Origin of the sequence: Serratia sp. JSRIV002, from assembly GCF_019968725.1 — a bacterium.
Classification (GTDB): Bacteria; Pseudomonadota; Gammaproteobacteria; order Enterobacterales; family Enterobacteriaceae; genus Chania; species Chania fonticola_B.
Genome location: NZ_CP074143.1, coordinates 1,809,854 through 1,831,218 on the forward strand (window position 1 = coordinate 1,809,854; position 21,365 = coordinate 1,831,218).

Below are 21,365 nucleotides of genomic sequence, written 5' to 3' on the forward strand. Positions count from 1 at the left end.
AGCGCTTCGCCCCTCACGTTTCTCAGCTGTATTTTACCGTCAACGTCGCTTTGCCAAGGCTATGGAAGTGGATGTTAAAACCGACCATTGCGCCGCTCGCCTCTGCGTCCACTGGAATGCTTTCCACGTCCAACGCATGCACGGTGAACTGATAACGATGGCTTTCACCCTGTGGTGGAGCCGCACCACCGTAACCGGCCTTACCGAAATCGGTACGGGTTTGCACTGCGCCAGCGGGTAGCCCCGGTTTGCCGGAACCCGCACCTGGCGGCAGTTCATGCACGTTTGCCGGGATATTGGCGACCACCCAGTGCCACCAGCCGGAGCCGGTAGGGGCATCGGGATCGTAAACCGTGATGGCAAAGCTCTTGGTGCCCGCCGGTGCATCTTCCCAGGCCAGATGAGGGGAGAGGTTATCCCCATGGTAGCCCATGCCGTTAAATACCTGCCGTTCAGGCATTTTTGCGCCGTCTTGCAGATCGCTGCTGTACAAACGAAAAGCCATAATGACTCCCAGTTGTCTAAAATACCGAACCCCTAAGCTAGATCGGTTTGCCGCCACAATACAACCTTAAAACCGTTACTCCACCGCCACGGCGATTGCTGCCGTCAGCCGGGTGAGCTGCTCTGGCGTAATGATATAAGGCGGCATCAGGTAGATCAGTTTACCGAAGGGCCGGATCCACACGCCGCGTTCGACAAAGCCACGTTGTAGCAACGCCACATCCACCGGCTGATGCATTTCCACCACGCCAATCGCCCCAAGCACCCGCACGTCGGCCACTTTGGGTGATGCCACCAGCGGTAAGAGCTGCTGTTTAAGCTGTGTTTCAATGGCGGCGACCTGATGTTGCCAGTGATTTTCCTCGAGCAAGGACAGGCTGGCGCAGGCTACGGCACAGGCTAGCGGGTTGCCCATAAAGGTTGGCCCATGCATAAAGCAGCCTGCGGCTCCGTTACTGATCGTTTCTGCTATGTGGCGCGTGGTCAGGGTGGCGGAAAGGGTCATATAGCCACCGGTCAGCGCTTTGCCCAGGCAAAGAATATCCGGCACTACGCCGGCATGTTCACAGGCAAACAGTTTGCCGGTGCGGCCAAAACCGGTGGCGATCTCGTCGGCAATCAGCAGGATTTGGTGGCGATCGCACAGCTCCCGCACGCGTTGCAGATAGCTTGGATGATAGATGCGCATTCCACCGGCACCTTGTACCACTGGCTCCAGGATCACAGCGGCTATTTCCCCGGCGTGCTGATCCAGTAATTCGGCAAACGGGGCAATGTCCTGTTCGTCCCAAGGCTGGTCAAAACGGCATTGCGGTGCGGTGGCAAACAGGTGGGTGGCCAAATAGCCCTGATACAGACTGTGCATGGAGTTGTCCGGATCGCAGACCGACATCGCGCCAAAGGTATCACCATGATAGCCATGGCGTAAGGTCAGAATGCGCTGCCGCCGTTCACCACGGGCCTGCCAATATTGCAGCGCCATCTTTAGCGCCACTTCGACCGCCACCGATCCGGAATCTGCCAGGAATACGCACTGCAACGCTTCCGGCGTCATCGCTACCAGTTTGCGGCACAGTTCAATAGCGGCAGGATGAGTGATGCCACCGAACATCACATGCGACATTTTTTCCAACTGCTGTACGGCTGCCTGATTCAACTGTGGATGATTGTAACCGTGGATCGCCGCCCACCAGGAAGACATGCCATCCACCAGTAGGCGGCCATCGTCCAGTTGCAGCTCGACGCCGCTGGCGGACACCACCGGATAGCAAGGCAAGGGCTGGGTCATGGAGGTGTAAGGGTGCCAGATGTGGCGTCGATCGAATTCAATATCGCAGGGAGAAACAGACATTAACCGTAAACCAAATTTTAATAGAATGGTTGACAGTATAATCGCAAACTCTACACTGACGACACTTTTTTCCCTTTTGGAGACGCCGTAAATGGCCGACCGCATTCGCTGGACAGTGGGGCAAGCCCAGGCCCTGTTTGATAAACCCTTACTCGAACTGCTGTTCGAAGCACAGACTATTCACCGCCAACATTTTGATCCGCAACAGGTGCAGGTCAGTACGCTGCTGTCGATCAAAACCGGTGCCTGCCCGGAAGACTGTAAGTACTGCCCGCAAAGTTCGCGTTATAAAACCGGCCTGGAATCCGAGCGGCTGATGCAGGTGGAACAGGTGCTGGAATCGGCGCGCAAGGCCAAAGCGGCCGGTTCGAGCCGTTTCTGTATGGGGGCTGCCTGGAAAAACCCGCATGAGCGCGATATGCCTTATCTGCAACAGATGGTGCAGGGTGTCAAGGCGATGGGGATGGAAACCTGCATGACGCTGGGCACGCTGGATGGCGAACAGGCCGAACGGCTGGCCGAAGCGGGGCTGGATTACTACAACCATAACCTGGATACCTCGCCGGAATTCTACGGCAACATCATCACAACCCGCAGCTATCAGGAACGTCTGGATACCTTGGATAAAGTGCGCAACGCCGGGATCAAAGTCTGCTCCGGTGGGATTGTCGGGCTGGGCGAAACGGTGCGTGACCGCGCCGGGTTGTTGGTGCAACTGGCCAATCTGCCCAAACCGCCGGAAAGCGTGCCGATCAATATGCTGGTGAAGGTGAAAGGCACGCCATTGGCCGATAATGACGATGTCGATCCGTTCGACTTTATCCGCACTATTGCCATTGCCCGCATCATGATGCCGACGTCCTACGTCCGCCTGTCGGCAGGCCGTGAACAGATGAGCGAGCAGACTCAGGCGATGTGCTTTATGGCCGGGGCCAACTCCATCTTCTATGGCTGCAAACTGCTGACCACGCCCAACCCGGAAGAGGACAAGGATCTGCAACTGTTCCGCAAGCTGGGCCTGAATCCGCAGCAAACCGCCACCGAACAGGGCGACAATCAGCAGCAGCAGGTGCTGACCGAGCAGTTGCTGCACGCCGATACCGCCGAATTCTACAACGCGGCGCTGTAATGAGCTGGCAGCAACGGATCGAACAGGCGCTGGAAGCGCGGCGAGGAGCCGCTGCTTATCGGCAACGTCAGGTGAATCAAGGCGGTAATGGCCGCTATTTGCAACTCGACGGCCAGCGCTATGTGAATTTTTCCGGCAACGACTATCTGGGCCTGAGCCAACATCCTGAGGTGATCGCCGCCTGGCAGCAGGGGGCGCAGCGTTACGGCGTTGGCAGCGGCGGTTCCGGCCACGTCACCGGTTTTTGCCATGCTCATCATGATCTGGAGCAGCAACTGGCGGAGTGGCTCGGCTACCCGCGTGCGCTGCTGTTTATTTCCGGCTACGCGGCCAATCAGGCATTGCTGGCTGCCCTGATGCAGGCCGACGATCGCATTTTGGCAGATAAGCTCAGCCACGCCTCTATATTGGAAGCGGCCACTTACTCACCGGCGCAACTGCGGCGTTTTCGGCATAACCAGCCCCAGGCATTGGCCACCTTGCTGCAAAAAACCTGTGCGGGCCAACAGTTGGCGATCACCGAAGGGGTGTTCAGCATGGACGGGGATAGCGCACCGTTGGTCGAACTACATCGGTTGACGCAGCAGGCAGGTGCCTGGCTGATGGTGGATGATGCGCACGGGATTGGCGTACGTGGCGAGCAGGGGCGAGGCAGTTGCTGGCAGCAAGGTGTGCACCCGGAAGTGCTGGTCGTCACCTTTGGCAAGGCATTTGGCGTCAGCGGCGCGGCGATCCTCTGCGATGAGCCGTTGGCGGAATATCTGCTGCAATTCGCCCGCCATCTGATTTACAGCACCGCGATGCCGCCCGCTCAAGCCTGTGCCTTGCAGGCCGCGTTAAGCTGTATTCAGCAAGGGGATGAACTACGTAGTCGGCTGCAAAAACACATCCAGCATTTTCGTGCCGGAGTGGCAGGTCTGCCGTTAACGCTAACCGCGTCGGATACCGCTATCCAACCGTTGCTGGTGGGGGATAACCAACAGGCGCTGGATCTGGCGCAGCGCCTGCGAGAGCAGGGATTGTGGGTCAGCGCCATTCGTCCGCCGACGGTGCCGCCGGGGGGGGCGCGGTTACGTATTACGCTCACTGCGGCACACCAGCCACAGGATATCGATCGCTTGTTGGAGGTACTGCATGACGTCTGCCATTGATACGGTGAACAAGCAGGCGGTGGCGGCGGCCTTCAGCCGGGCAGCGGCGAGCTACGATACCGCAGCCGTGCTGCAACGGGAGGTTGGTGAACGCTTACTGGGGATGGGGCTGTCTCATCCAGGCCAACGGGTGTTGGATGCCGGTTGCGGCACGGGCTATTTCAGCCGTCGCTGGCGCGAGCTGGGCAAGCAGGTCAGCGCGCTGGATCTGGCTCCGGGCATGCTGGCATTTGCCCGTCAGCAGCAAGCGGCGGATCGCTATTTGCTGGGGGATATCGAACATATCCCTTTGCCGACCGCCTCGGTGGATATCTGTTTTAGCAGCCTGGTGGTGCAGTGGTGCAGCGATTTGCCTCTGGCGCTGGCTGAGTTGTATCGGGTGACGCGGCCCGGTGGACTGATCCTGTTCTCTACTTTGGCACAAGGGGCTTTGCACGAGTTAGGCGACGCCTGGCAGCAAGTCGATGGCGAGCGTCATGTTAATGACTTCCTGCCGCCAACTCAGATCGCCGCCGCCTGTCATCCCTACCGGCACCAGTTTACGGAAAATTGGCAAACGCTCAGTTATCCCGACGTGATGACGTTGATGCGATCGCTAAAGGGCATCGGTGCGACTCACCTGCATCAAGGACGCGAGGCTGGCCTGCTTTCCCGCCAGCGGCTTGCCGCATTGCAGGCTGCCTATCCTTGCCGGGACGGGCAGTTTCCTCTTAGTTATCATTTGGTTTATGGAGTGATTTATCGTGATTAAGCGCTGGTTCATTACCGGAACCGACACCGAAGTGGGAAAAACCGTGGCCAGCAGTGCCTTGTTACAGGCCGCCAGCGCGGCGGGATGGCGCTGTGCTGGCTATAAACCGGTGGCGTCAGGCAGTGAGATGACCGATGAAGGGTTACGCAACGGCGATGCGCTGTCGCTGCAGAGAAACAGCAGCGTAGCGCTGGATTACGCCGTAGTGAACCCTTACACCTTTGCCGAACCGACTTCGCCGCATATTGTCAGCCAGGCCGAAGGGCGGCCTATCTCGCTGGCACGGCTTTCCGCCGGTTTACGTCATCTTGAACAACGTGCGGACTGGCTGTTGGTAGAGGGTGCCGGCGGTTGGTTCACTCCACTTTCTGAGCATGAGACCTTTGCCGACTGGGCACAGCAGGAGCAGCTGCCGGTGATCCTGGTGGTGGGCATCAAGCTTGGCTGCATCAATCATGCTTTGTTGACTGCGTTGGCGATCCAACAGTCAGGTCTGACCCTGGCAGGCTGGATCGCCAATGACGTTACCCCGCCAGGAAAACGCCATCAAGAGTACCTTGCCACTCTTTGCCGCCTATTGCCCGCTCCCCTGTTGGGCGAGATCCCACATTTACCGCAGGTAGAACAGCAGGCATTGGGACAGTATCTCGATTTAACCAGGTTGAACCCTTAACCTGATGGCCCACGGAGGGGCCAAATCACTCCGTCAGATAGGCATCAATCAGCCCCTCATCCAACTGCCCCAGCGTGCCATTGGCCACGTTACGGCCTTTATCCATCAAGCAGAAGCGGTCGGCCAGATGGCGGGCAAAGGGGAGTTGGTGCTCAACCAGCAAAATGGTCATGCCCAGTTCCTGATTCAGCTTACGGAGTACCTGGCCGATCTCCGTCGCCAGGGAAGGTGACATCCCGGCGGTGGGTTCATCCAGGATCAGCAGTTCCGGCTCCAGCATCAGAGCTCGGCCTAATGCCAACTGCTGTTGCTCGCTTTGGCACAGGTCGCCCGCACGGCGCATACGCATCGCCTGCAGCCGGGGGAACAGATTGTAAATGATGGGTGGCATACGGCGGACCTTGTCACGCCCGGCCAGCAAGGCCACCTGCAGGTTCTCTTCAACGCTCAGTTGGGAAAAGATTTGCCGCCCTTGTGGCACGTAACCAATGCCCAGTAACGCCCGGTTTTCTACCGGCTGTGGCAACAGGTTTTGCGGTGGCTCATCCGCCAACTGCCAGGTCATGCTGCCGCTGACGATCGGCAGGTGTCCCATGATGCAATTGACCAGCGTGGTTTTGCCCACTCCATTGCGGCCAAGCAACAGGGTGCATTGCCCACGAGGTAACTCAAGGCTGACATCCCACAGCGTATGCTGTTGCCCATAATATTGGTTTACCGCCCTTAAGCTTAACATTTGGCATCTCCTCCAAGACCGATATTCACGTATGGATAACGTTGACCGCAGCAAGCGGTGTCTCTCCCGGGTGTGGCAAATGCTGTGCTGATTACCCTAATCGCGGCTCAGGCTAAAAATTGGAAAATGGCCGCTACCGGTCGTTTGGCGGCTCTAGGGGGGGGTTTTGGTATGCAATGAACTTTTTCGCCGAAGATAACCGAGCTGGCTGCGGCCGATTTTCGCCAGAGTTTGCCGGTTCTTCTGCAAGGTAACGCCCCTGAACCAGGATATGCAATTCCTAGGCCATCAGGTGTTGCGCAACAAAAAAGGTGGTTTGTTAGTGTTTTGTTAACTGATTTAAGCCCGGTATGCAGGGGGCTGTCAGGGCAATAAAGTTAACTTGGGCGTTTTTTGCACCGTTACCATGCGGCACGGCGAGCTGTTGGTGCAAGCCCTAAAGGTTGTTGCCGCAACTTGCAACCCCTGAAAAGCAAAATAGCGAAAAGAGCGTTTTCGTTATCACGGCTTTTAGCATTAATCGGCATAACCAAAGCAGAATTATTGTAAAAAAATAACTAAAAAACCGACTCAGTTGACGTTTCATTGGGAAAAGCGTTCTTTCCGCAACTCCCGCCCCCCATGGGGTAGTGAGAGTTATCCACTATTCCTGTGGATAACCTTGTGCATTATACTTAGAAAAGCGGTGTGAACAGAGAGCGGGCGCGGGTTGTGCGCAGGTTGTCCGCATTCTCGTCTTTTTATTAAAGTAATTTAATATCAACAGGTTAATTAAAATCAAGCCAACGGATATCGTTAATGTGTCGATGGGCAGTTTTTTAGCGCAATCCGGGCCAAAAGTTAATTTGTATCGCATTCTGGGGATAACAGGGTGATTGACAATAAAAATGTCATGGTATTGTCACCTTGCCGGTGCGTTCGCGCCCCGTTAACGGCCGTAATAGCGTAAATCCGCTTGAAGCTGGTTTTATATCCAGTATCATGGGCACTGGCGGAAATCTTCCGGTCTTTCCATAATTAGGCCGCTACCGTCTGGCCGCAAACCTGAAAGATGATGGGGATATGAGCAAACATTTCAAACTGCATTCCGAATTCAAACCGGCCGGCGATCAGCCGCAAGCCATCCAAAAGTTGGAAGAGGGGCTGGAAGACGGCCTGGCGCACCAAACGCTGCTGGGGGTTACCGGCTCGGGTAAAACCTTTACCATCGCCAATGTGATCGCCGATCTCAACCGGCCCACCATGGTGCTGGCGCCCAACAAGACTCTGGCGGCGCAGCTGTATGGCGAGATGAAAGAGTTCTTTCCCGAGAATGCGGTGGAATATTTTGTCTCCTACTACGATTACTACCAGCCAGAAGCCTATGTGCCTAGCTCCGATACCTTTATCGAGAAAGACGCCTCGGTCAACGAACATATCGAGCAGATGCGCCTGTCGGCCACCAAAGCGCTGCTGGAGCGGCGTGACGTAGTGGTGGTGGCTTCGGTTTCCGCGATCTACGGCCTGGGCGATCCGGATCTGTACCTGAAAATGATGCTGCACCTGACCAAGGGCATGATCATCGATCAGCGTTCGATCCTGCGCCGTCTGGCCGAGCTGCAATATACCCGCAACGATCAGGCCTTCCAGCGTGCCACCTTCCGCGTGCGTGGCGAAGTGATCGACATTTTCCCGGCGGAATCGGATGAGCTGGCGCTGCGCGTTGAACTGTTCGACGAAGAGGTCGAACGCCTGTCGCTGTTCGATCCGCTAACCGGCCAGATTGAGCAGGTGGTGCCACGCTTTACCATTTATCCCAAATCTCACTACGTCACCCCGCGTGAACGTATCGTGCAGGCGATGGAAGAGATCAAGGTGGAGTTGGCTCAGCGGCGCAAAGTGCTGCTGGAAAACAACAAGCTGTTGGAAGAACAGCGCTTGACGCAGCGTACCCAGTTCGATCTGGAAATGATGAACGAGCTGGGTTACTGCTCCGGTATCGAAAACTACTCGCGCTATCTTTCCGGGCGCGGTGAGGGCGAGCCACCGCCAACCTTGTTCGACTATCTGCCGGCTGACGGGTTGCTGGTGGTAGATGAATCCCACGTCACCATCCCGCAGATCGGCGGCATGTTCAAAGGCGACCGCTCGCGTAAAGAGACGCTGGTGGAATACGGCTTCCGCCTGCCTTCGGCGCTGGATAACCGGCCAATGCGTTTTGAAGAGTTTGCCGCTGCGGCACCGCAGACCATCTACGTGTCCGCCACGCCGGGCAAATATGAGCTGGAGAAATCCGGCGGCGATATTATCGATCAGGTGGTGCGCCCAACCGGCCTGCTGGATCCGATCGTGGAAGTGCGCCCGGTGACCACTCAGGTGGACGATCTGCTTTCCGAGATCCGCAAGCGCGTGGCTATCAACGAGCGCGTACTGGTCACCACGTTGACCAAACGCATGGCAGAAGACCTGACAGAATACCTGGAAGAGCACGGGGAGCGGGTGCGTTATCTGCATTCGGACATCGATACGGTAGAACGTGTCGAAATCATCCGTGATTTGCGTCTGGGCGAGTTTGACGTGCTGGTGGGCATCAACCTGTTAAGGGAAGGCCTGGACATGCCAGAGGTGTCGCTGGTAGCGATCCTGGACGCAGACAAGGAAGGGTTCCTGCGTTCTGAGCGCTCACTGATCCAGACCATTGGCCGAGCGGCGCGTAACCTCAACGGTAAAGCGATCCTGTATGGCGACAGGATCACCGATTCCATGGCTAAGGCGATCGGTGAAACGGAACGCCGCCGCGCCAAGCAGCAGGCGCATAACGAAGCCAACGGTATCGTACCTCAGGGCCTGAACAAGAAGGTTGCGGATATTCTGCAGCTTGGGCAACCAAGCAGCCGTGGCAAGCACAAAGGGAAGGGCAAAGCGGCAGAGAGCGCGGCGCAATACCAACTGCTTACCCCCAAAGCGCTGGAGCAAAAAATCCAGGAGCTGGAGGCACAGATGTATTCTCATGCGCAGAATCTGGAGTTCGAACAGGCTGCTGCGGTGCGTGATGAAATTCACCAGCTGCGCGAGCAATTTATCGCGCTATCATAATGAACCCAAGGGGCGTGGTATGCACGCCCCGGTAAATTTTCTTGCCGTACGCCCGTTTGCTGATTAAGGTGTGCGCCCCAAGTATTGAGACGAGTAGCCGCCATGACCGCAACCCCATCCAAAGACCCGTTACACGGCATTACGCTGGAGCAACTGCTGAACAAGCTGGTAGCCCAATATGGCTGGAACGGGCTGGCAGAGCGTATTCGCATCAACTGCTTCAGCAGCGATCCGAGCATCAAATCCAGCCTCAAGTTCTTGCGCCGTACCCCGTGGGCACGCAAGCAGGTGGAAGATCTCTACATCGACAGCGTTAGCGATAATCCTTGGCTCCGGGGTCAAGATTAACCGCGGCTAGCTAGCTGCACCAACGCGGTATCCAGCGCCTGGCGTAATAGTTGGCGATCGTGGCGATAAGGGATATCGCTGGCTTCCAGCGGTTGTTGCACCACAATGCGATCCTGCATGGCGCTGGTATCCACCGCCGGGCCAACGATCACCGCGTCAATCATTTTACGGCCGATCTTCTCTTCCATCAGCGCAAGTTTGTCTTGCAGCGTCAGTGCGGCTGCGGCGACGCTTAGCTCGCGGCCCAGGTTACCGATATACACCATATTAGCGCTGCTGCGGCGCAGGGCCTGAGTCAGATCCTCAAGCAGCAACAGTGGCATCAGGCTGGTAAGAAAACTGCCTGGCCCGATCAGGATCAGATCGGCCTGCGCGATTGCCTCAACCGCTTCACGGGTGGCGTGTACCGGCGGGGAGAGCATCAGCTCTTGCGGCATGATCCTCAGTTGATCGATATTGACTTCACCGTAGACCTGGTGCCCCTCATGATCGTGAGCCATCAGATCGACCGGTTGCTCCGACATCGGGATCAGCGCCGCGTCGATCTTTAGCAGACTACGAACCAGATTGATCGCCTCCAGTGGGCGCACGCTCAGGTGATCCAAGGCTTTCAGCATCAGATTCCCCAGGTTATGCCCCGCCAACTCCCCGTTGCCGCTAAAACGGTATTCAAACATCGCCGAGGCGACGCTAGGCTCGGTAATCAGCTGATTGAGGCAATTACGGGTGTCACCCCAGGCAATGCCGCCTTCAGAACGGCGGATGCGGCCGGTAGAACCGCCGTTATCGGTCGTGGTGACAATGCCGGTCAGGCGAGAGCCCAACGACGACAGCGAAGACATCACACGGCCAAGACCGTGACCACCACCTAATGCCACGACGCGATCAAGATCGGCCAGGGTACGGTTGCGCATAAAATTCCTTAACTCAGGGTAGGTAGACTGCCTGCATAAAGTAGCGGATTTGACACAAAAACGCGATAAAGAGTGCGATTTGCGTGATTCTGGTCAATTCGCTGGCGTAACGGTTGTTTATTATGGTTATCCAGACTTGAGAGGGTGAAAATTCGCTGTATACACAAGTATATAGCGTTAATCCACATTGGCTATCGCGGCTGTTTAGCGCTAGAATTCTCTGGAAAACCACGGTTTCGTTCCGGCTACTTGAGGTAGCGGGGATGGGATCAAAACTCCTAGCCTTGATACCTACGTTGTTCATTAGAGCGATAGGGTATCCTGGCCGTGGCGATGTCAGCCACCAGGGTGCAGAGTGGAAACGCTCGCATCTCCCGTATTTGGAAGGTGTTACAGGTGCCGCAACTTATTGATGCTTTTGAGCGCAAATTCTACTATTTGCGCCTGTCGATCACCGACGTGTGTAACTTTCGTTGCACCTACTGTCTGCCGGATGGCTATAAACCGAGCGGCAGCCCCAAGACCTTCCTCTCTCTGGATGAAATTCGGCGCGTCAGCCGTGCCTTTGCCGAACTGGGTACTGAAAAGGTACGCCTGACCGGCGGTGAGCCTTCTTTACGCCGCGATTTTACCGACATTATTGCCGCCGTGCGCGAAAACCCGGCCATCCGAACCTTGGCTGTAACCACCAACGGCTATCGCCTGGCACGTGATGTGGCCAGTTGGCGTGATGCGGGCCTCACGGCGATTAACGTTAGCGTAGACAGCCTTGATGCACGCCAGTTTCATGCCATCACCGGCCAGGACAAGTTCCGCCAGGTGATGGAGGGCATCGATGCCGCCTTTACCGCCGGTTACAGCAAGGTGAAGGTGAATGCGGTGCTGATGCGTGATGTCAATCACCAGCAGCTGGGCAGCTTCCTTAACTGGATCAAGGATCGGCCAATCCAACTGCGGTTTATCGAACTGATGGAAACCGGCGATGGCAGCGATCTGTTCCGCAAGCACCATGTGTCTGGCGAGGTGATCCGCCTGCAGTTGGAGCAGCAGGGCTGGCAGCGCCAAGTCCGTGGCCGCAGCGATGGCCCGGCGCAGGTATTCAGCCACCCGGATTATCAGGGCGAGATTGGGCTGATCATGCCGTACGAAAAAGATTTCTGTGCCAGTTGCAACCGCCTGCGGGTTTCCGCCATTGGCAATCTGCATCTGTGCCTGTTTGGTGAGCAAGGGATTACCCTACGCGATCTGCTGGCGGATGACGGCCAGTTGGAACAGCTGAAAATGCGCATTCAAAGCGGGCTGCAAACCAAAAAGCAGACCCACTTCCTGCATCAGGGCAATAGCGGTCTCACGCAGAACTTATCGTTTATCGGCGGTTAACACGTCCCCTATAGCCTCGGGGAACGCCAGATGATTAATATGAGCTCGATCGGTCCCCTCTCCCTGTGGGAGAGGGTTAGGGTGAGGGGGCAACGCCAAGTCTAACCGAGCATCCAATGAGCAGGAGCACAACACACAATGAGCAAAACCAGCAGTGAATTTATTGCGGCAAAGATTGCTATTCTGACCGTTTCGGATCGCCGCACTGAAGTGGACGACACCTCCGGGCAATATCTACAGGAAGCCGCGCAGGAAACCGGCCATCAGGTAGTGGCACGTGCCTTGGTCAAAGACAATATTTATCAGATCCGTGCGCAGGTTTCCGCATGGATTGCCAGCGATGACGTGCAGGCCGTGTTGATTAACGGTGGCACCGGCTTTACCTCCGGGGACAATACGCCAGAAGCGCTATTGCCGCTGTTTGACCGTGAAGTGGAAGGGTTCGGCGAACTGTTCCGCATGGTGTCATACGAAGAGATCGGCACCGCGACCCTCCAGTCCCGCGCGGTGGCCGGTATTGCCAACCAGACGGTGATCTTCGCCATGCCGGGTTCCACCCGCGCCTGTCGTACCGCCTGGGAACGTATTATTGAAGAACAGTTGGACGCGCGCCATCGCCCGTGCAACTTCTTACCCCATTTGAAGAAATAATCCATGACGCAGCTAACCCACATTAACGCCGCTGGCGAGGCCCATATGGTCGATGTCTCTGCCAAAGCGGAGACGGTACGTGAAGCCCGTGCCGAGGCTTTTGTTGAAATGCAGGCGGCAACGCTGGCGATGATTATCGACGGCAGCCACCATAAAGGCGACGTATTCGCCACGGCGCGTATTGCCGGTATTCAGGCCGCGAAGCGTACCTGGGAACTGATCCCCCTTTGCCATCCGTTGATGCTGAGCAAGGTGGAAGTACAGCTCGAAGCGCAGCCGGAATTTAACCGCGTGCGTATCGAAACCTGCTGCCGTTTGACCGGTAAAACCGGGGTTGAAATGGAGGCGTTGACTGCCGCTTCGGTGGCCGCGCTCACCATCTACGACATGTGCAAAGCGGTACAGAAAGATATGGTCATTGGCCCGGTGCGGCTGCTGGCAAAAAGCGGCGGCAAGTCCGGTGATTTTAAGGTGGAATTATGATCACTATTCTGTTTTTCGCCCAGGTGCGTGAACTGGTCGGCACCAGCACGCTGAACCTGCCAGCGCAGTATCTTACGGTTGAAGAGCTGCGTAAATCGCTGTGCGAGCGTGGCGATCGTTGGGCGCTGGCGCTGGAGCCCGGTAAATTGCTGACGGCGGTCAACCAATCGCTGGTGGCCGCAGATCATCCGCTGCAAGCCGGTGATGAAGTGGCTTTCTTTCCACCGGTAACCGGAGGTTAACAGTGGAAAATACTCGTATCCGCGTTGGCCAGGCAACTTTTAGCGTAGGTGAAGAATACCAGTGGCTGGCACAGTGTGATGATGACGGCGCGGTGGTGACCTTTACCGGCAAGGTACGCAATCACAATCTGGGGGATGACGTCAGCGCGCTGTCGTTGGAGCATTACCCTGGCATGACTGAAAAAGCCCTTGAAGAGATCGTTGCAGAGGCAAGAACCCGTTGGCCATTGCAACGGGTAACGGTGATCCACCGTATCGGTGATCTCTTTCCTGGTGATGAAATTGTGTTTGTCGGCGTGACCAGCGCCCACCGCAGTATGGCCTTTGAGGCGGCACAATTTATTATGGATTACCTGAAAACCCGAGCTCCCTTCTGGAAACGTGAGGCGACCGGGCAGGGAGACCGCTGGGTAGAGGCTCGCGATACGGATAAACAAGCCGCCAAGCGTTGGTAAATCGCGCCTCAACAGCGGAAATAAATCAATACCTTTGCCCGTTTCGCGTAGCGTTTTCTGTGATACGCTTACTATTGGCAGGGGAAGTTCCCCGAAACTTGGCTCACATGTAAAAGGTAACCGTCATGGACCGATATCCACGTAATGGTTCGATCGTTGAACGTGCCAACAGCGGCATTCAGGCTTATATGGCGCAGGTGTATGGCTGGATGACCTGTGGCTTGCTGTTGACCGCATTTGTTTCCTGGTATGCAGCGCATACGCCTGCGATCATCAACTTTATTTTCTCTAGCCAGATCACCTTCTTTGGGCTGATTATCCTGCAGTTGGGCCTGGTGTTTGTGATTTCCGGCATGGTTAACCGCCTGAGCGGCACCATGGCCACTGGGCTATTTATGCTTTACTCGGCGCTGACCGGGTTAACGCTATCGAGCATCTTCATTGCCTACACCTATAGCTCGATCGCCAGCACCTTCGTGGTCACTGCGGGTATGTTCGGCGCGATGAGCCTGTACGGCTACACCACCAAACGCGATTTGAGCGGTTTCGGTAGTATGCTGTTTATGGGGCTGATTGGTATTGTGCTGGCTTCACTGGTGAACATCTGGCTGAAAAGCCCGGCGCTGATGTGGGCAATCACCTATATCGGCGTGCTGGTATTTGTGGGCCTGACGGCGTATGACACCCAGAAACTGAAAGCGATGGGTGAACAGCTGAATGCCGATGATAAAGACAGCTTCCGCAAATACGCTATCGTTGGCGCATTGACGCTGTATCTCGACTTTATCAACCTGTTCCTGATGCTGTTGCGTATCTTCGGCAACCGCCGCTAAAAGCGGAAAGTTGGCGCCCTCACTCAAACCCTCTCCCCCAGGAGAGGGAACCGAAGGTGCCTCAGTTTTACTCCTGTAGTTAACTCTAGCGCTGTACTAGCTCCCTCGCCCTTTGGGAGAGGGATGGGGTGAGGGGATAAAACGTGCTGGGTAACCAATAAAACGAGATCCCCCAGACGCAAATATTAAAAGCCGGAGAGTGGTTATCTCCCCGGCTTTAGCTACGTTTCCACCCTCATCAATCGATGAACCGGCGGATCAGTTCCAGCAGCGCAACCAGCGCCTTCAGAACGATGAGAACTTTATCAATCAAAGTTTTCATCCGTTTTCTCCATTAAATGGAGTGAGATCACCGCCGCTTACCCTTACACTGCCTGTCACAACGGTTATCTCTTCATTGTTAGATGTAGAGGACCTCACTCCTGCCAGAGCACTGGACCCGGCACCACCCGTAATTCAGCCAGGACTTGTAAGTTCATAATGCGCTGTAGATAGCAGGAGTAAGGTGGTCTTCATAGCTAACCTGTTGATTATATCAACAACCCTAGCAATGGGCAGCCTAAAATATGATCGATTTTTGACGCAAAGAGATATTTGGCATATCATAAAGGCGTTAGATGTGGAGGGCCTCACTCCGGCTAGAGCCACCAACTCAGTGCCGGAAAGTAAAAAAACCGACCTCACCCGTCGGTTTTTTTACGCCCGAAATTCAGGCAATCTTCCGTCTGAACATGGCATAGGCCGCGCTGCCGGTGGTGGCGGTGATCACCAGTAATGGCCACAGGCTGTGCCAGATAATGCCGAAACCGGCATCCTTGAGGTAGATCTGCTTGGTGATATCGGTGAAATGGCGGATAGGGTTGGCCCAGGTAAGATGCTGTAGCCAAACCGGCATATTCTCCACTGGCGAGACATAGCCGGAAAGCAGTATCGCCGGCATCATAAACACAAACACCCCGATAAATGCCTGCTGCTGCGTCGCGCACAGCGAAGAAATCAGCAGCCCGAAGCCCACCAAAGACAGCCCGTAAACCAGCATGGTGCCATAGAACAGCAGCAGCGAACCGGCAAACGGGATCTGATAGGCAAAGATACCGATAAACAACACGATCGAAGCCTGGAAGGTGGCAATGATCAGGGCCGGTACCGCCTTGCCGATAAAGATCTGCCAGGTGGTTAAAGGCGAAACCAATAACTGCTCTAACGTGCCTTGCTCACGTTCACGCGCGACGGAAAGTGAGGTAACGATCAGTACGCCGATGGTGGTGATCATCGCGATCAGCGAAGGCACCACGAACCATTTGTAATCCAGATTCGGGTTATACCAGTTACGCACCACCAGTTCGCTGTTGTTGGGCTTGGTACGCTGCCCAATCAACTCATTCTGGTAGTCCTGCACGATCTGTTGCACATAGTTGGCGGCGATCTGCGCGCTATTGGAGTTACGACCATCGAGGATCAACTGCAACGGCGCGGTATTACCGCTGGCGATATCCCGTGAGAAGTTGGCCGGGAAGCGGACCAGCAGCAGCGCCTTCTGATTATCAATGGTGGTTCTAATCTCCTGCGGGCTGCGTAACAACAGCACGTGAGAAAAGGCTTTGGCTTTGGCGAGGCGCTGAGTCAGCTCAATGGAGTGCTGGCCGCTGTCCTCACTGTACACCGCGATGGTGGCGTTGGTGACTTCCAGCGTGGCGGCGAACGGGAACAACACCACCTGCAACAACACCGGCATAATCAGGATCGCGCGGGTCTGCGGATCGCGCAGCAACGACTGCATTTCTTTAACGATCAACGTCCAGAGACGGTGAAACATGGCTTCCCCTTAATCCAGCCGCCGCTGGGTTTTCCAGGCCGTCAGGCCGATAAACACCACCGCCGAGGCGATCAAAAACAGCAGGTTAATCACCAACACGGTGCTGATGTTGCCCGCCAGGAACAGTGTTTGCAGCGTACTGACAAAGTAGCGCGCCGGAATGATATAGGTCACCGCACGCACCACGGCGGGCATACTGTCGATCTGGAAGATAAATCCAGACAGCATAATTGAAGGTAAAAAGGCGGCGTTCAGGGCTACCATTGCCGCGTTAAACTGGTTGCGGGTGATGGTCGAGATTAACAGCCCCATGCCGAGCGTGCTGGCCAGGAACAGGCTACTGATCACGAACAGCAGCAGCAGGGAGCCACGGTAGGGCACGCCGAGTACAAATACCGAAACCACCATACACAGCACCATGGCGATCATGCCCAGGAAATAGTACGGCACCAGCTTGGACAGCAGCAGCTCGCTGCGTGTGACCTGGGTGGAAAGCAGTGCCTCCATGGTGCCACGCTCCCATTCGCGGGCGATCACCAACGAGGTCAGAATGGCACCGATCACCGTCATGATAATGGTGATGGCTCCCGGAATAATAAAGTGCTGGCTGATGGCCGCCGGGTTAAACCAGTAGCGCATCTGGACTTCAATCAGTGGCTTGTCATCACGCCCCAGATCGGTGGCGCGCTGTTGCTGCCAGATTTGCCAGATCCCTTGGGTATAGCCTTGCACAAAGTTGGCGGTATTGGGCTCGCTGCCGTCAGTAATGACCTGCAACGGAGCGCGGTCGTTGGGCCTTGCCAAATGCTCGGCAAAATCGCTGGGGATCACTACCAGGCCGCGGATGCTGCCAGCCTGCATCATCTGGATCAGCTGCTGGCGGTTATCGCTGACGGTCGGTTCAATATAGGGCGAGCCGATAAAAGCATTGGCCAGATCGCGAGCCTCTTCGCTTTGCTGCTCCATCAGGATCCCCAGCCGTAGCTTGCTGGAATCCAGATTGATGCCGTAGCCAAAGATAAACAGCAGCATCAACGGAATGACGAAGGCAATCAGTCCGCTGCTGGGATCGCGCAATATCTGCCGGGTTTCTTTCAGGCACAATGCCCGCAGCCGCCGCCAGGAAAAGCCGTTGTCGCTGCTCATGCTGTCTCCTCCCGATCGTAACCCTGCACCAGTTCGATAAACGCCTCTTCCATCGAAGGGTTGGGGTTTTGCTCGCTGGCTATCTGCTGTTTGAGATCGTCCGGCGTACCGGCGGCGATGATTTTGCCGCGATACACCAGGCCGATACGATCGCAGTATTCCGCTTCATCCATAAAGTGGGTGGTGACCATCACCGTCACGCCTTTATCCACCATGCCGTTGATGTGCAGCCAGAACTCGCGCCGGGTCAGGGGATCGACGCCCGAGGTGGGCTCATCAAGAAACAGAATATCTGGCTCATGCATCAGCGCGCAGGCCAGCGCCAGCCGCTGTTTGAAACCGAGCGGCAGCGAATCCGGCGTTTGGTTGAGGATCGGGGCGAAGTTGAAGGCGCGAGACATCTCCTCGATTTTATCGCGCTGGCTCTTACCGCTTAGCCCATAAACGCCAGAGAAAAACTTCAGGTTCTGGGCCACCGTCAGGTTGCCATACAGCGAAAATTTCTGCGCCATATAGCCCAGATGCTGGCGCGCTTTGCCGGAGCTGGTTTTTAGATCCATACCGAGCACCAGCGCTTTGCCATCGCTAGGTACCAGCAGGCCACACATCATCTTGAAGGTGGTGGATTTGCCCGCGCCGTTGGGGCCAAGCAGGCCAAAAATCTCGCCGCGCTGCACCTTGAAATCCACATGATCGGTGGCCGCAAAGTCGCCGAATTTTTTGGTCAACCCCTGTGCTTCGATCACCGTTTCCGAGTTGTCGCCCGTTACCGTAGGCATGATCTCGGCCAGGGCGGATTTGCTGTTCGGGCCGCCGCCCAGCAGATCGATAAACGCATCCTCAAAACGCGGATCGGCCTCGGTTAATTCGGCCTGTGGCAGATCCAGATCCCGCAATACCTGCTGGTGATCTTCACCCGGCTTGAGGATCAGCCGCAGATATTTCCCCTGGATCACACCGTCGCTAACCGCAGGCAGGCAGATCGCCCTCTGCAACAGCGATCGGTGGCTACCGGCTGGGGTGTCGATCAAAATGGTACGGCCAGCCATGCGCTGGGTAAGATCCTGTGGCGCGCCGCTGAACAGCAACTCACCTTCGTTCATCAGCAGCACTTCGCGGCACTGCTCAGCTTCGTCTAGATAGGAGGTACTCCACAGGATCAGCATGCCGTCGTTGGCCAGCTCATGCACCATTCGCCACAGTTCACGACGTGAAATGGGATCGACGCCGACGCCGGGCTCATCCAGCAGCAGCACCTGAGGTTGACCAAGCAGCGTACAGGCCAGCCCTAGCTTTTGCTTCATCCCGCCGGAAAGCTTACCCGCCAGACGTTCGGTAAAGCGGGTCAGATCGGTAAACGTCAGCAACCGCTCAAAGGTTTGCTTACGCAGATCGCCGGTGACTCCGCGCAGATCGGCATAAAGCGTGAGATTTTCCATCACCGTCAGATCTTCATACAGCCCAAACTTTTGCGGCATGTAACCGAGAATGGCGTGCAACTGGCGATCCTGTGCGATCGGATCCAACCCGGCGACGGTCAGCTTGCCGCTGCTGGGGAGCAGCAAACCTGCCAACATGCGCAGCAGGGTAGTTTTGCCCGCGCCATCGGGGCCAACCAGCCCGGTCACCGCGCCACTGCGCAACGTGGTCGTCAGGCTGGCTACCGCTGGTTTATCGAGTGATGGAAAGCGTTTTTCCAACGCCACCAGTTCAATCGTATGTGCCTGTGCCATCACGGTTCCTTACGGTTGTGTGAAATGGACGGTAACCGGCATCCCCTGACGCAAGGCATCATCGGCATCGTTGACGATGATCCGCAGGCGGTAGACCAGATCGGTACGCAAATCTGGCGTTTCTACGCTTTTGGGAGTGAACTCCGCGGTGGGGGAAACAAAGCCGATCTTGCCGTGATAAGGCTTGCCAGGGCGGCTGTCGGTCTCGATCAAGACTTCGGTACCTGGCGTAGCGCTACCCAGGCTGGCTTCATTGATGTAGGCACGAACCCATACCGGCCGCGTCAACGATAGGGTAAACACTGTGCTGCCAGCGCTGAGCATGGTGCCTGGCTCCACGGCTCGCGTCATTACCGTACCAACGGACGGTGAGAGCAGGGTGGTGTCATGCAGATCCAACTGGGCTTGCGCCAGTGCTGCCTCGGCTAATGCCAGATTGGCTTTGGCCTGTTCGATTTCCTGTGGGCGGTTACCGGTCAGGTATTGCGACAGTTTGTCTTTCGACGCCTGCAAATTTGCCTGCGCCTGATTACGCGCGGTGCGGGCATCTTCCAGGGCGTTGGCAGAGGTGGCCTTTTTCGCCCATAGCCCCTGCTGACGTTGGAAGAAGCTGTCGGCATAACTGAAGGCCGACTGCCGTTGCGCCACTTCGGATCGTACCTGAGCAATCTCCTCGTTGCGGTAGCCTGCCTGCAATAAATCCAGTTTGGCTTTGGCGCTGGCAACGTTGGCCTGTGCCTGTAGCAACGCGTTCTGGTAAGGGGCATCGTCCAGTTTGCCCAGCAGCTGCCCCTGTTGCACGCTGTCCCCTTCGTCTACCGCCAGTGAGGCCAACCGGCCATTAACGCGGAAACCCAGGTTGACCGTGCGGATATCTACATTGCCATACAGCGTCAAAGGCTTGTCCTGCTGGCGTTGGTAAGACCAGAAACCGTAGGCCGCAGCGGCGATCAGCACGATCGCTATACCCACAATGGCAACTCTTTTCTTGTTCATAATGTTCCTTGACTGCAAGACGGAAAGTTAGACGGCGTAACGCTGGCGTAGCCCGTTAACCAGAATGTCGATATGTTCGGCCAGCACCTCGCTAATTTGCTCGGCTTCTTCTGCCGCGATCTGATGCCAGCTTGCCTGGCGTAGCAAAGTTTCCCGGCCAACGCGGAATGCCAGAACCTCACCGATCAGCGCATGGGTATGCAAGACGATTTTGGTGGAACGCTCATCGATGCCGGTGTAGCCGGCTAACAGGCGACACAGTAAGTGATGCAACGGGGCTATCACTTGCTGGTGGATCAGCGGATAAGCATCGGTTGGCGAAAGCTGTTCGCGAGACATAATCTTGCTCAGGTTGAGCGTGTGGGGCTCGGTCATCAGTTGGCTGAAGGCCAGCAACCCGCTTTTGAGATGGTAGAGATAACGCTCCGGCTGGCGTTGCTCCGCGGGTAGTTGATAGAAACGTTCGATTTCTTCGCTCAGTGGGCGGAAGCTTTGCTGGATAAAGTCGGCAATCCACTGGGCTACCGCCAGGTATAACCCCTCTTTCGAGTTGAAATAATAGGTGATAGCGGCGATGTTCTGCCCGGCACGCTGGGCGATTTGCCGCGTGGTGGCACCCGAAAGGCCATATTCGCCGAACACTTCAATCGCGGCGGTGAGCAGTTGTTGGCGCGCTTGCTCACCCCGTTTGAGAGGGCTTAGCGGCGGGTTTTCTGCAGAGGACATAGGTTGACCCAAAAAGTTAATCAATCATATGATTAACTTTAGGCCGGGCGGGCTAAAATGTAAACCACAGGCCAGAACATTTTGCTTTTCCGTGAGCTTGCTCGGCGAAAAGTGCTGTGAACACGTAAAATTGCCTTTTCTTGTTCGATTTCTGCTACACTCTCGCGCTTGGTGCACTGCAGTTTGTGCCAATCCCTCGAGGTCATGCCGAGGATGTGCCGCAAAAAAGTGCGAGTACCTCCTTATGCCCCGTCTGATCATCCTCCCGGAAA

General features: G+C 56.1%; 22 protein-coding genes and 1 riboswitch. Of the genes, 12 read left to right on the plus strand and 10 right to left on the minus strand.

Annotated elements, in window-relative coordinates; translation table 11 throughout:
- Window positions 1–22 precede the first annotated feature (22 nt).
- Together KGP26_RS08440 and bioA are read right to left on the minus strand one after the other, a co-directional pair.
- Window positions 23–505, minus strand: a complete 483-nt coding sequence (locus KGP26_RS08440; RefSeq protein WP_021805239.1) for a kinase inhibitor — start codon at window positions 503–505, stop codon at window positions 23–25.
- Between the two features lie 75 nt (window positions 506–580).
- On the minus strand, window positions 581–1,855 hold the full coding sequence (bioA, locus tag KGP26_RS08445) for an adenosylmethionine--8-amino-7-oxononanoate transaminase (RefSeq protein WP_021805238.1): 1,275 nt from the start codon (window positions 1,853–1,855) through the stop codon (window positions 581–583).
- Window positions 1,856–1,946: 91 nt separating this feature from the next.
- Between bioA and bioB the strand changes: the two genes are divergently transcribed.
- Genes bioB through bioD form a run of 4 tightly spaced genes read left to right on the plus strand, consistent with a single transcriptional unit; the run spans window position 1,947 to window position 5,559 of the window.
- Window positions 1,947–2,984, plus strand: coding sequence for a biotin synthase BioB (gene bioB, locus KGP26_RS08450; RefSeq protein ID WP_223665273.1), 1,038 nt, complete (start codon window positions 1,947–1,949; stop codon window positions 2,982–2,984).
- Window positions 2,984–4,135, plus strand: coding sequence for an 8-amino-7-oxononanoate synthase (gene bioF, locus KGP26_RS08455; RefSeq protein WP_223665274.1), 1,152 nt, complete (start codon window positions 2,984–2,986; stop codon window positions 4,133–4,135). The genes bioB and bioF overlap by 1 nt, the downstream gene beginning before the upstream one ends.
- Window positions 4,119–4,886 (plus strand): malonyl-ACP O-methyltransferase BioC, encoded by a 768-nt coding sequence (gene bioC, locus KGP26_RS08460; protein WP_223665275.1) that lies wholly within the window; start codon window positions 4,119–4,121, stop codon window positions 4,884–4,886. The genes bioF and bioC overlap by 17 nt, the downstream gene beginning before the upstream one ends.
- A complete protein-coding gene (bioD, locus tag KGP26_RS08465; protein WP_209523521.1) occupies window positions 4,879–5,559 on the plus strand; it encodes a dethiobiotin synthase in 681 nt (226 codons plus the stop codon). Before bioC ends, bioD begins: the two co-directional genes overlap by 8 nt.
- A gap of 25 nt (window positions 5,560–5,584) precedes the next feature.
- On the opposite strand, the gene KGP26_RS08470 is transcribed toward bioD, so the two are convergent.
- Window positions 5,585–6,295 (minus strand): ABC transporter ATP-binding protein, encoded by a 711-nt coding sequence (locus KGP26_RS08470; protein WP_094982706.1) that lies wholly within the window; start codon window positions 6,293–6,295, stop codon window positions 5,585–5,587.
- 1,062 nt (window positions 6,296–7,357) lie between these two features.
- Here KGP26_RS08470 and uvrB point away from each other — a divergent pair.
- Together uvrB and KGP26_RS08480 are read left to right on the plus strand one after the other, a co-directional pair.
- Window positions 7,358–9,370 (plus strand): excinuclease ABC subunit UvrB, encoded by a 2,013-nt coding sequence (gene uvrB, locus KGP26_RS08475; RefSeq protein ID WP_021805232.1) that lies wholly within the window; start codon window positions 7,358–7,360, stop codon window positions 9,368–9,370.
- 102 nt (window positions 9,371–9,472) lie between these two features.
- Window positions 9,473–9,718, plus strand: coding sequence for a VF530 family DNA-binding protein (locus tag KGP26_RS08480; RefSeq protein WP_021180393.1), 246 nt, complete (start codon window positions 9,473–9,475; stop codon window positions 9,716–9,718).
- On the opposite strand, the gene yvcK is transcribed toward KGP26_RS08480, so the two are convergent.
- Complete coding sequence (gene yvcK, locus KGP26_RS08485; RefSeq protein WP_024483111.1) at window positions 9,715–10,632, minus strand: uridine diphosphate-N-acetylglucosamine-binding protein YvcK; 918 nt, start codon at window positions 10,630–10,632, stop codon at window positions 9,715–9,717. The two genes, KGP26_RS08480 and yvcK, sit on opposite strands and share 4 nt — an antisense overlap.
- 263 nt (window positions 10,633–10,895) lie before the next feature.
- Window positions 10,896–11,038: riboswitch (molybdenum cofactor riboswitch) on the plus strand.
- Here yvcK and moaA point away from each other — a divergent pair.
- The 6 genes from moaA to KGP26_RS08515 all read left to right on the plus strand — a co-directional run bounded on the left by moaA (window position 11,029) and on the right by KGP26_RS08515 (window position 14,676).
- Window positions 11,029–12,012 (plus strand): GTP 3',8-cyclase MoaA, encoded by a 984-nt coding sequence (moaA, locus tag KGP26_RS08490; protein ID WP_021180395.1) that lies wholly within the window; start codon window positions 11,029–11,031, stop codon window positions 12,010–12,012. It overlaps the preceding riboswitch by 10 nt.
- Before the next feature lie 138 nt (window positions 12,013–12,150).
- The gene (gene moaB / locus KGP26_RS08495) at window positions 12,151–12,663 is read left to right on the plus strand and encodes a molybdenum cofactor biosynthesis protein B (protein WP_115159163.1); all 513 of its coding nucleotides are present in this window, start codon (window positions 12,151–12,153) and stop codon (window positions 12,661–12,663) included.
- Window positions 12,664–12,666: 3 nt separating this feature from the next.
- Window positions 12,667–13,146, plus strand: coding sequence for a cyclic pyranopterin monophosphate synthase MoaC (gene moaC, locus KGP26_RS08500; protein ID WP_021180397.1), 480 nt, complete (start codon window positions 12,667–12,669; stop codon window positions 13,144–13,146).
- The gene (moaD, locus tag KGP26_RS08505; protein ID WP_223665276.1) at window positions 13,143–13,388 is read left to right on the plus strand and encodes a molybdopterin synthase sulfur carrier subunit; all 246 of its coding nucleotides are present in this window, start codon (window positions 13,143–13,145) and stop codon (window positions 13,386–13,388) included. Before moaC ends, moaD begins: the two co-directional genes overlap by 4 nt.
- A 2-nt stretch (window positions 13,389–13,390) precedes the next feature.
- A complete protein-coding gene (gene moaE, locus KGP26_RS08510) occupies window positions 13,391–13,843 on the plus strand; it encodes a molybdopterin synthase catalytic subunit MoaE (protein ID WP_021805225.1) in 453 nt (150 codons plus the stop codon).
- A 125-nt stretch (window positions 13,844–13,968) separates the two neighbouring features.
- Complete coding sequence (locus tag KGP26_RS08515) at window positions 13,969–14,676, plus strand: Bax inhibitor-1/YccA family protein (protein ID WP_021180400.1); 708 nt, start codon at window positions 13,969–13,971, stop codon at window positions 14,674–14,676.
- A gap of 238 nt (window positions 14,677–14,914) precedes the next feature.
- Here KGP26_RS08515 and dinQ read toward each other — a convergent pair whose 3' ends face one another.
- The 6 genes from dinQ to cecR all read right to left on the minus strand — a co-directional run bounded on the left by dinQ (window position 14,915) and on the right by cecR (window position 21,093).
- Window positions 14,915–14,998 carry a damage-inducible type I toxin DinQ gene (gene dinQ / locus KGP26_RS30400; RefSeq protein ID WP_368458589.1) on the minus strand — a complete coding sequence of 28 codons (84 nt, stop codon included), beginning with the start codon at window positions 14,996–14,998 and terminating at the stop codon, window positions 14,915–14,917.
- Window positions 14,999–15,385: 387 nt separating this feature from the next.
- Window positions 15,386–16,492 (minus strand): ABC transporter permease, encoded by a 1,107-nt coding sequence (locus KGP26_RS08520; RefSeq protein ID WP_021805223.1) that lies wholly within the window; start codon window positions 16,490–16,492, stop codon window positions 15,386–15,388.
- A gap of 9 nt (window positions 16,493–16,501) precedes the next feature.
- Window positions 16,502–17,638, minus strand: coding sequence for an ABC transporter permease (locus KGP26_RS08525; protein WP_223665277.1), 1,137 nt, complete (start codon window positions 17,636–17,638; stop codon window positions 16,502–16,504).
- Window positions 17,635–19,371, minus strand: coding sequence for an ATP-binding cassette domain-containing protein (locus KGP26_RS08530; protein WP_021805221.1), 1,737 nt, complete (start codon window positions 19,369–19,371; stop codon window positions 17,635–17,637). The genes KGP26_RS08525 and KGP26_RS08530 overlap by 4 nt, the downstream gene beginning before the upstream one ends.
- Window positions 19,372–19,380: 9 nt before the next feature.
- Window positions 19,381–20,367 (minus strand): secretion protein HlyD, encoded by a 987-nt coding sequence (gene hlyD, locus KGP26_RS08535; protein ID WP_021805220.1) that lies wholly within the window; start codon window positions 20,365–20,367, stop codon window positions 19,381–19,383.
- 27 nt (window positions 20,368–20,394) lie between these two features.
- Window positions 20,395–21,093, minus strand: coding sequence for a transcriptional regulator CecR (gene cecR, locus KGP26_RS08540; protein ID WP_223665278.1), 699 nt, complete (start codon window positions 21,091–21,093; stop codon window positions 20,395–20,397).
- Between the last annotated feature and the right edge of the window lie 272 nt (window positions 21,094–21,365).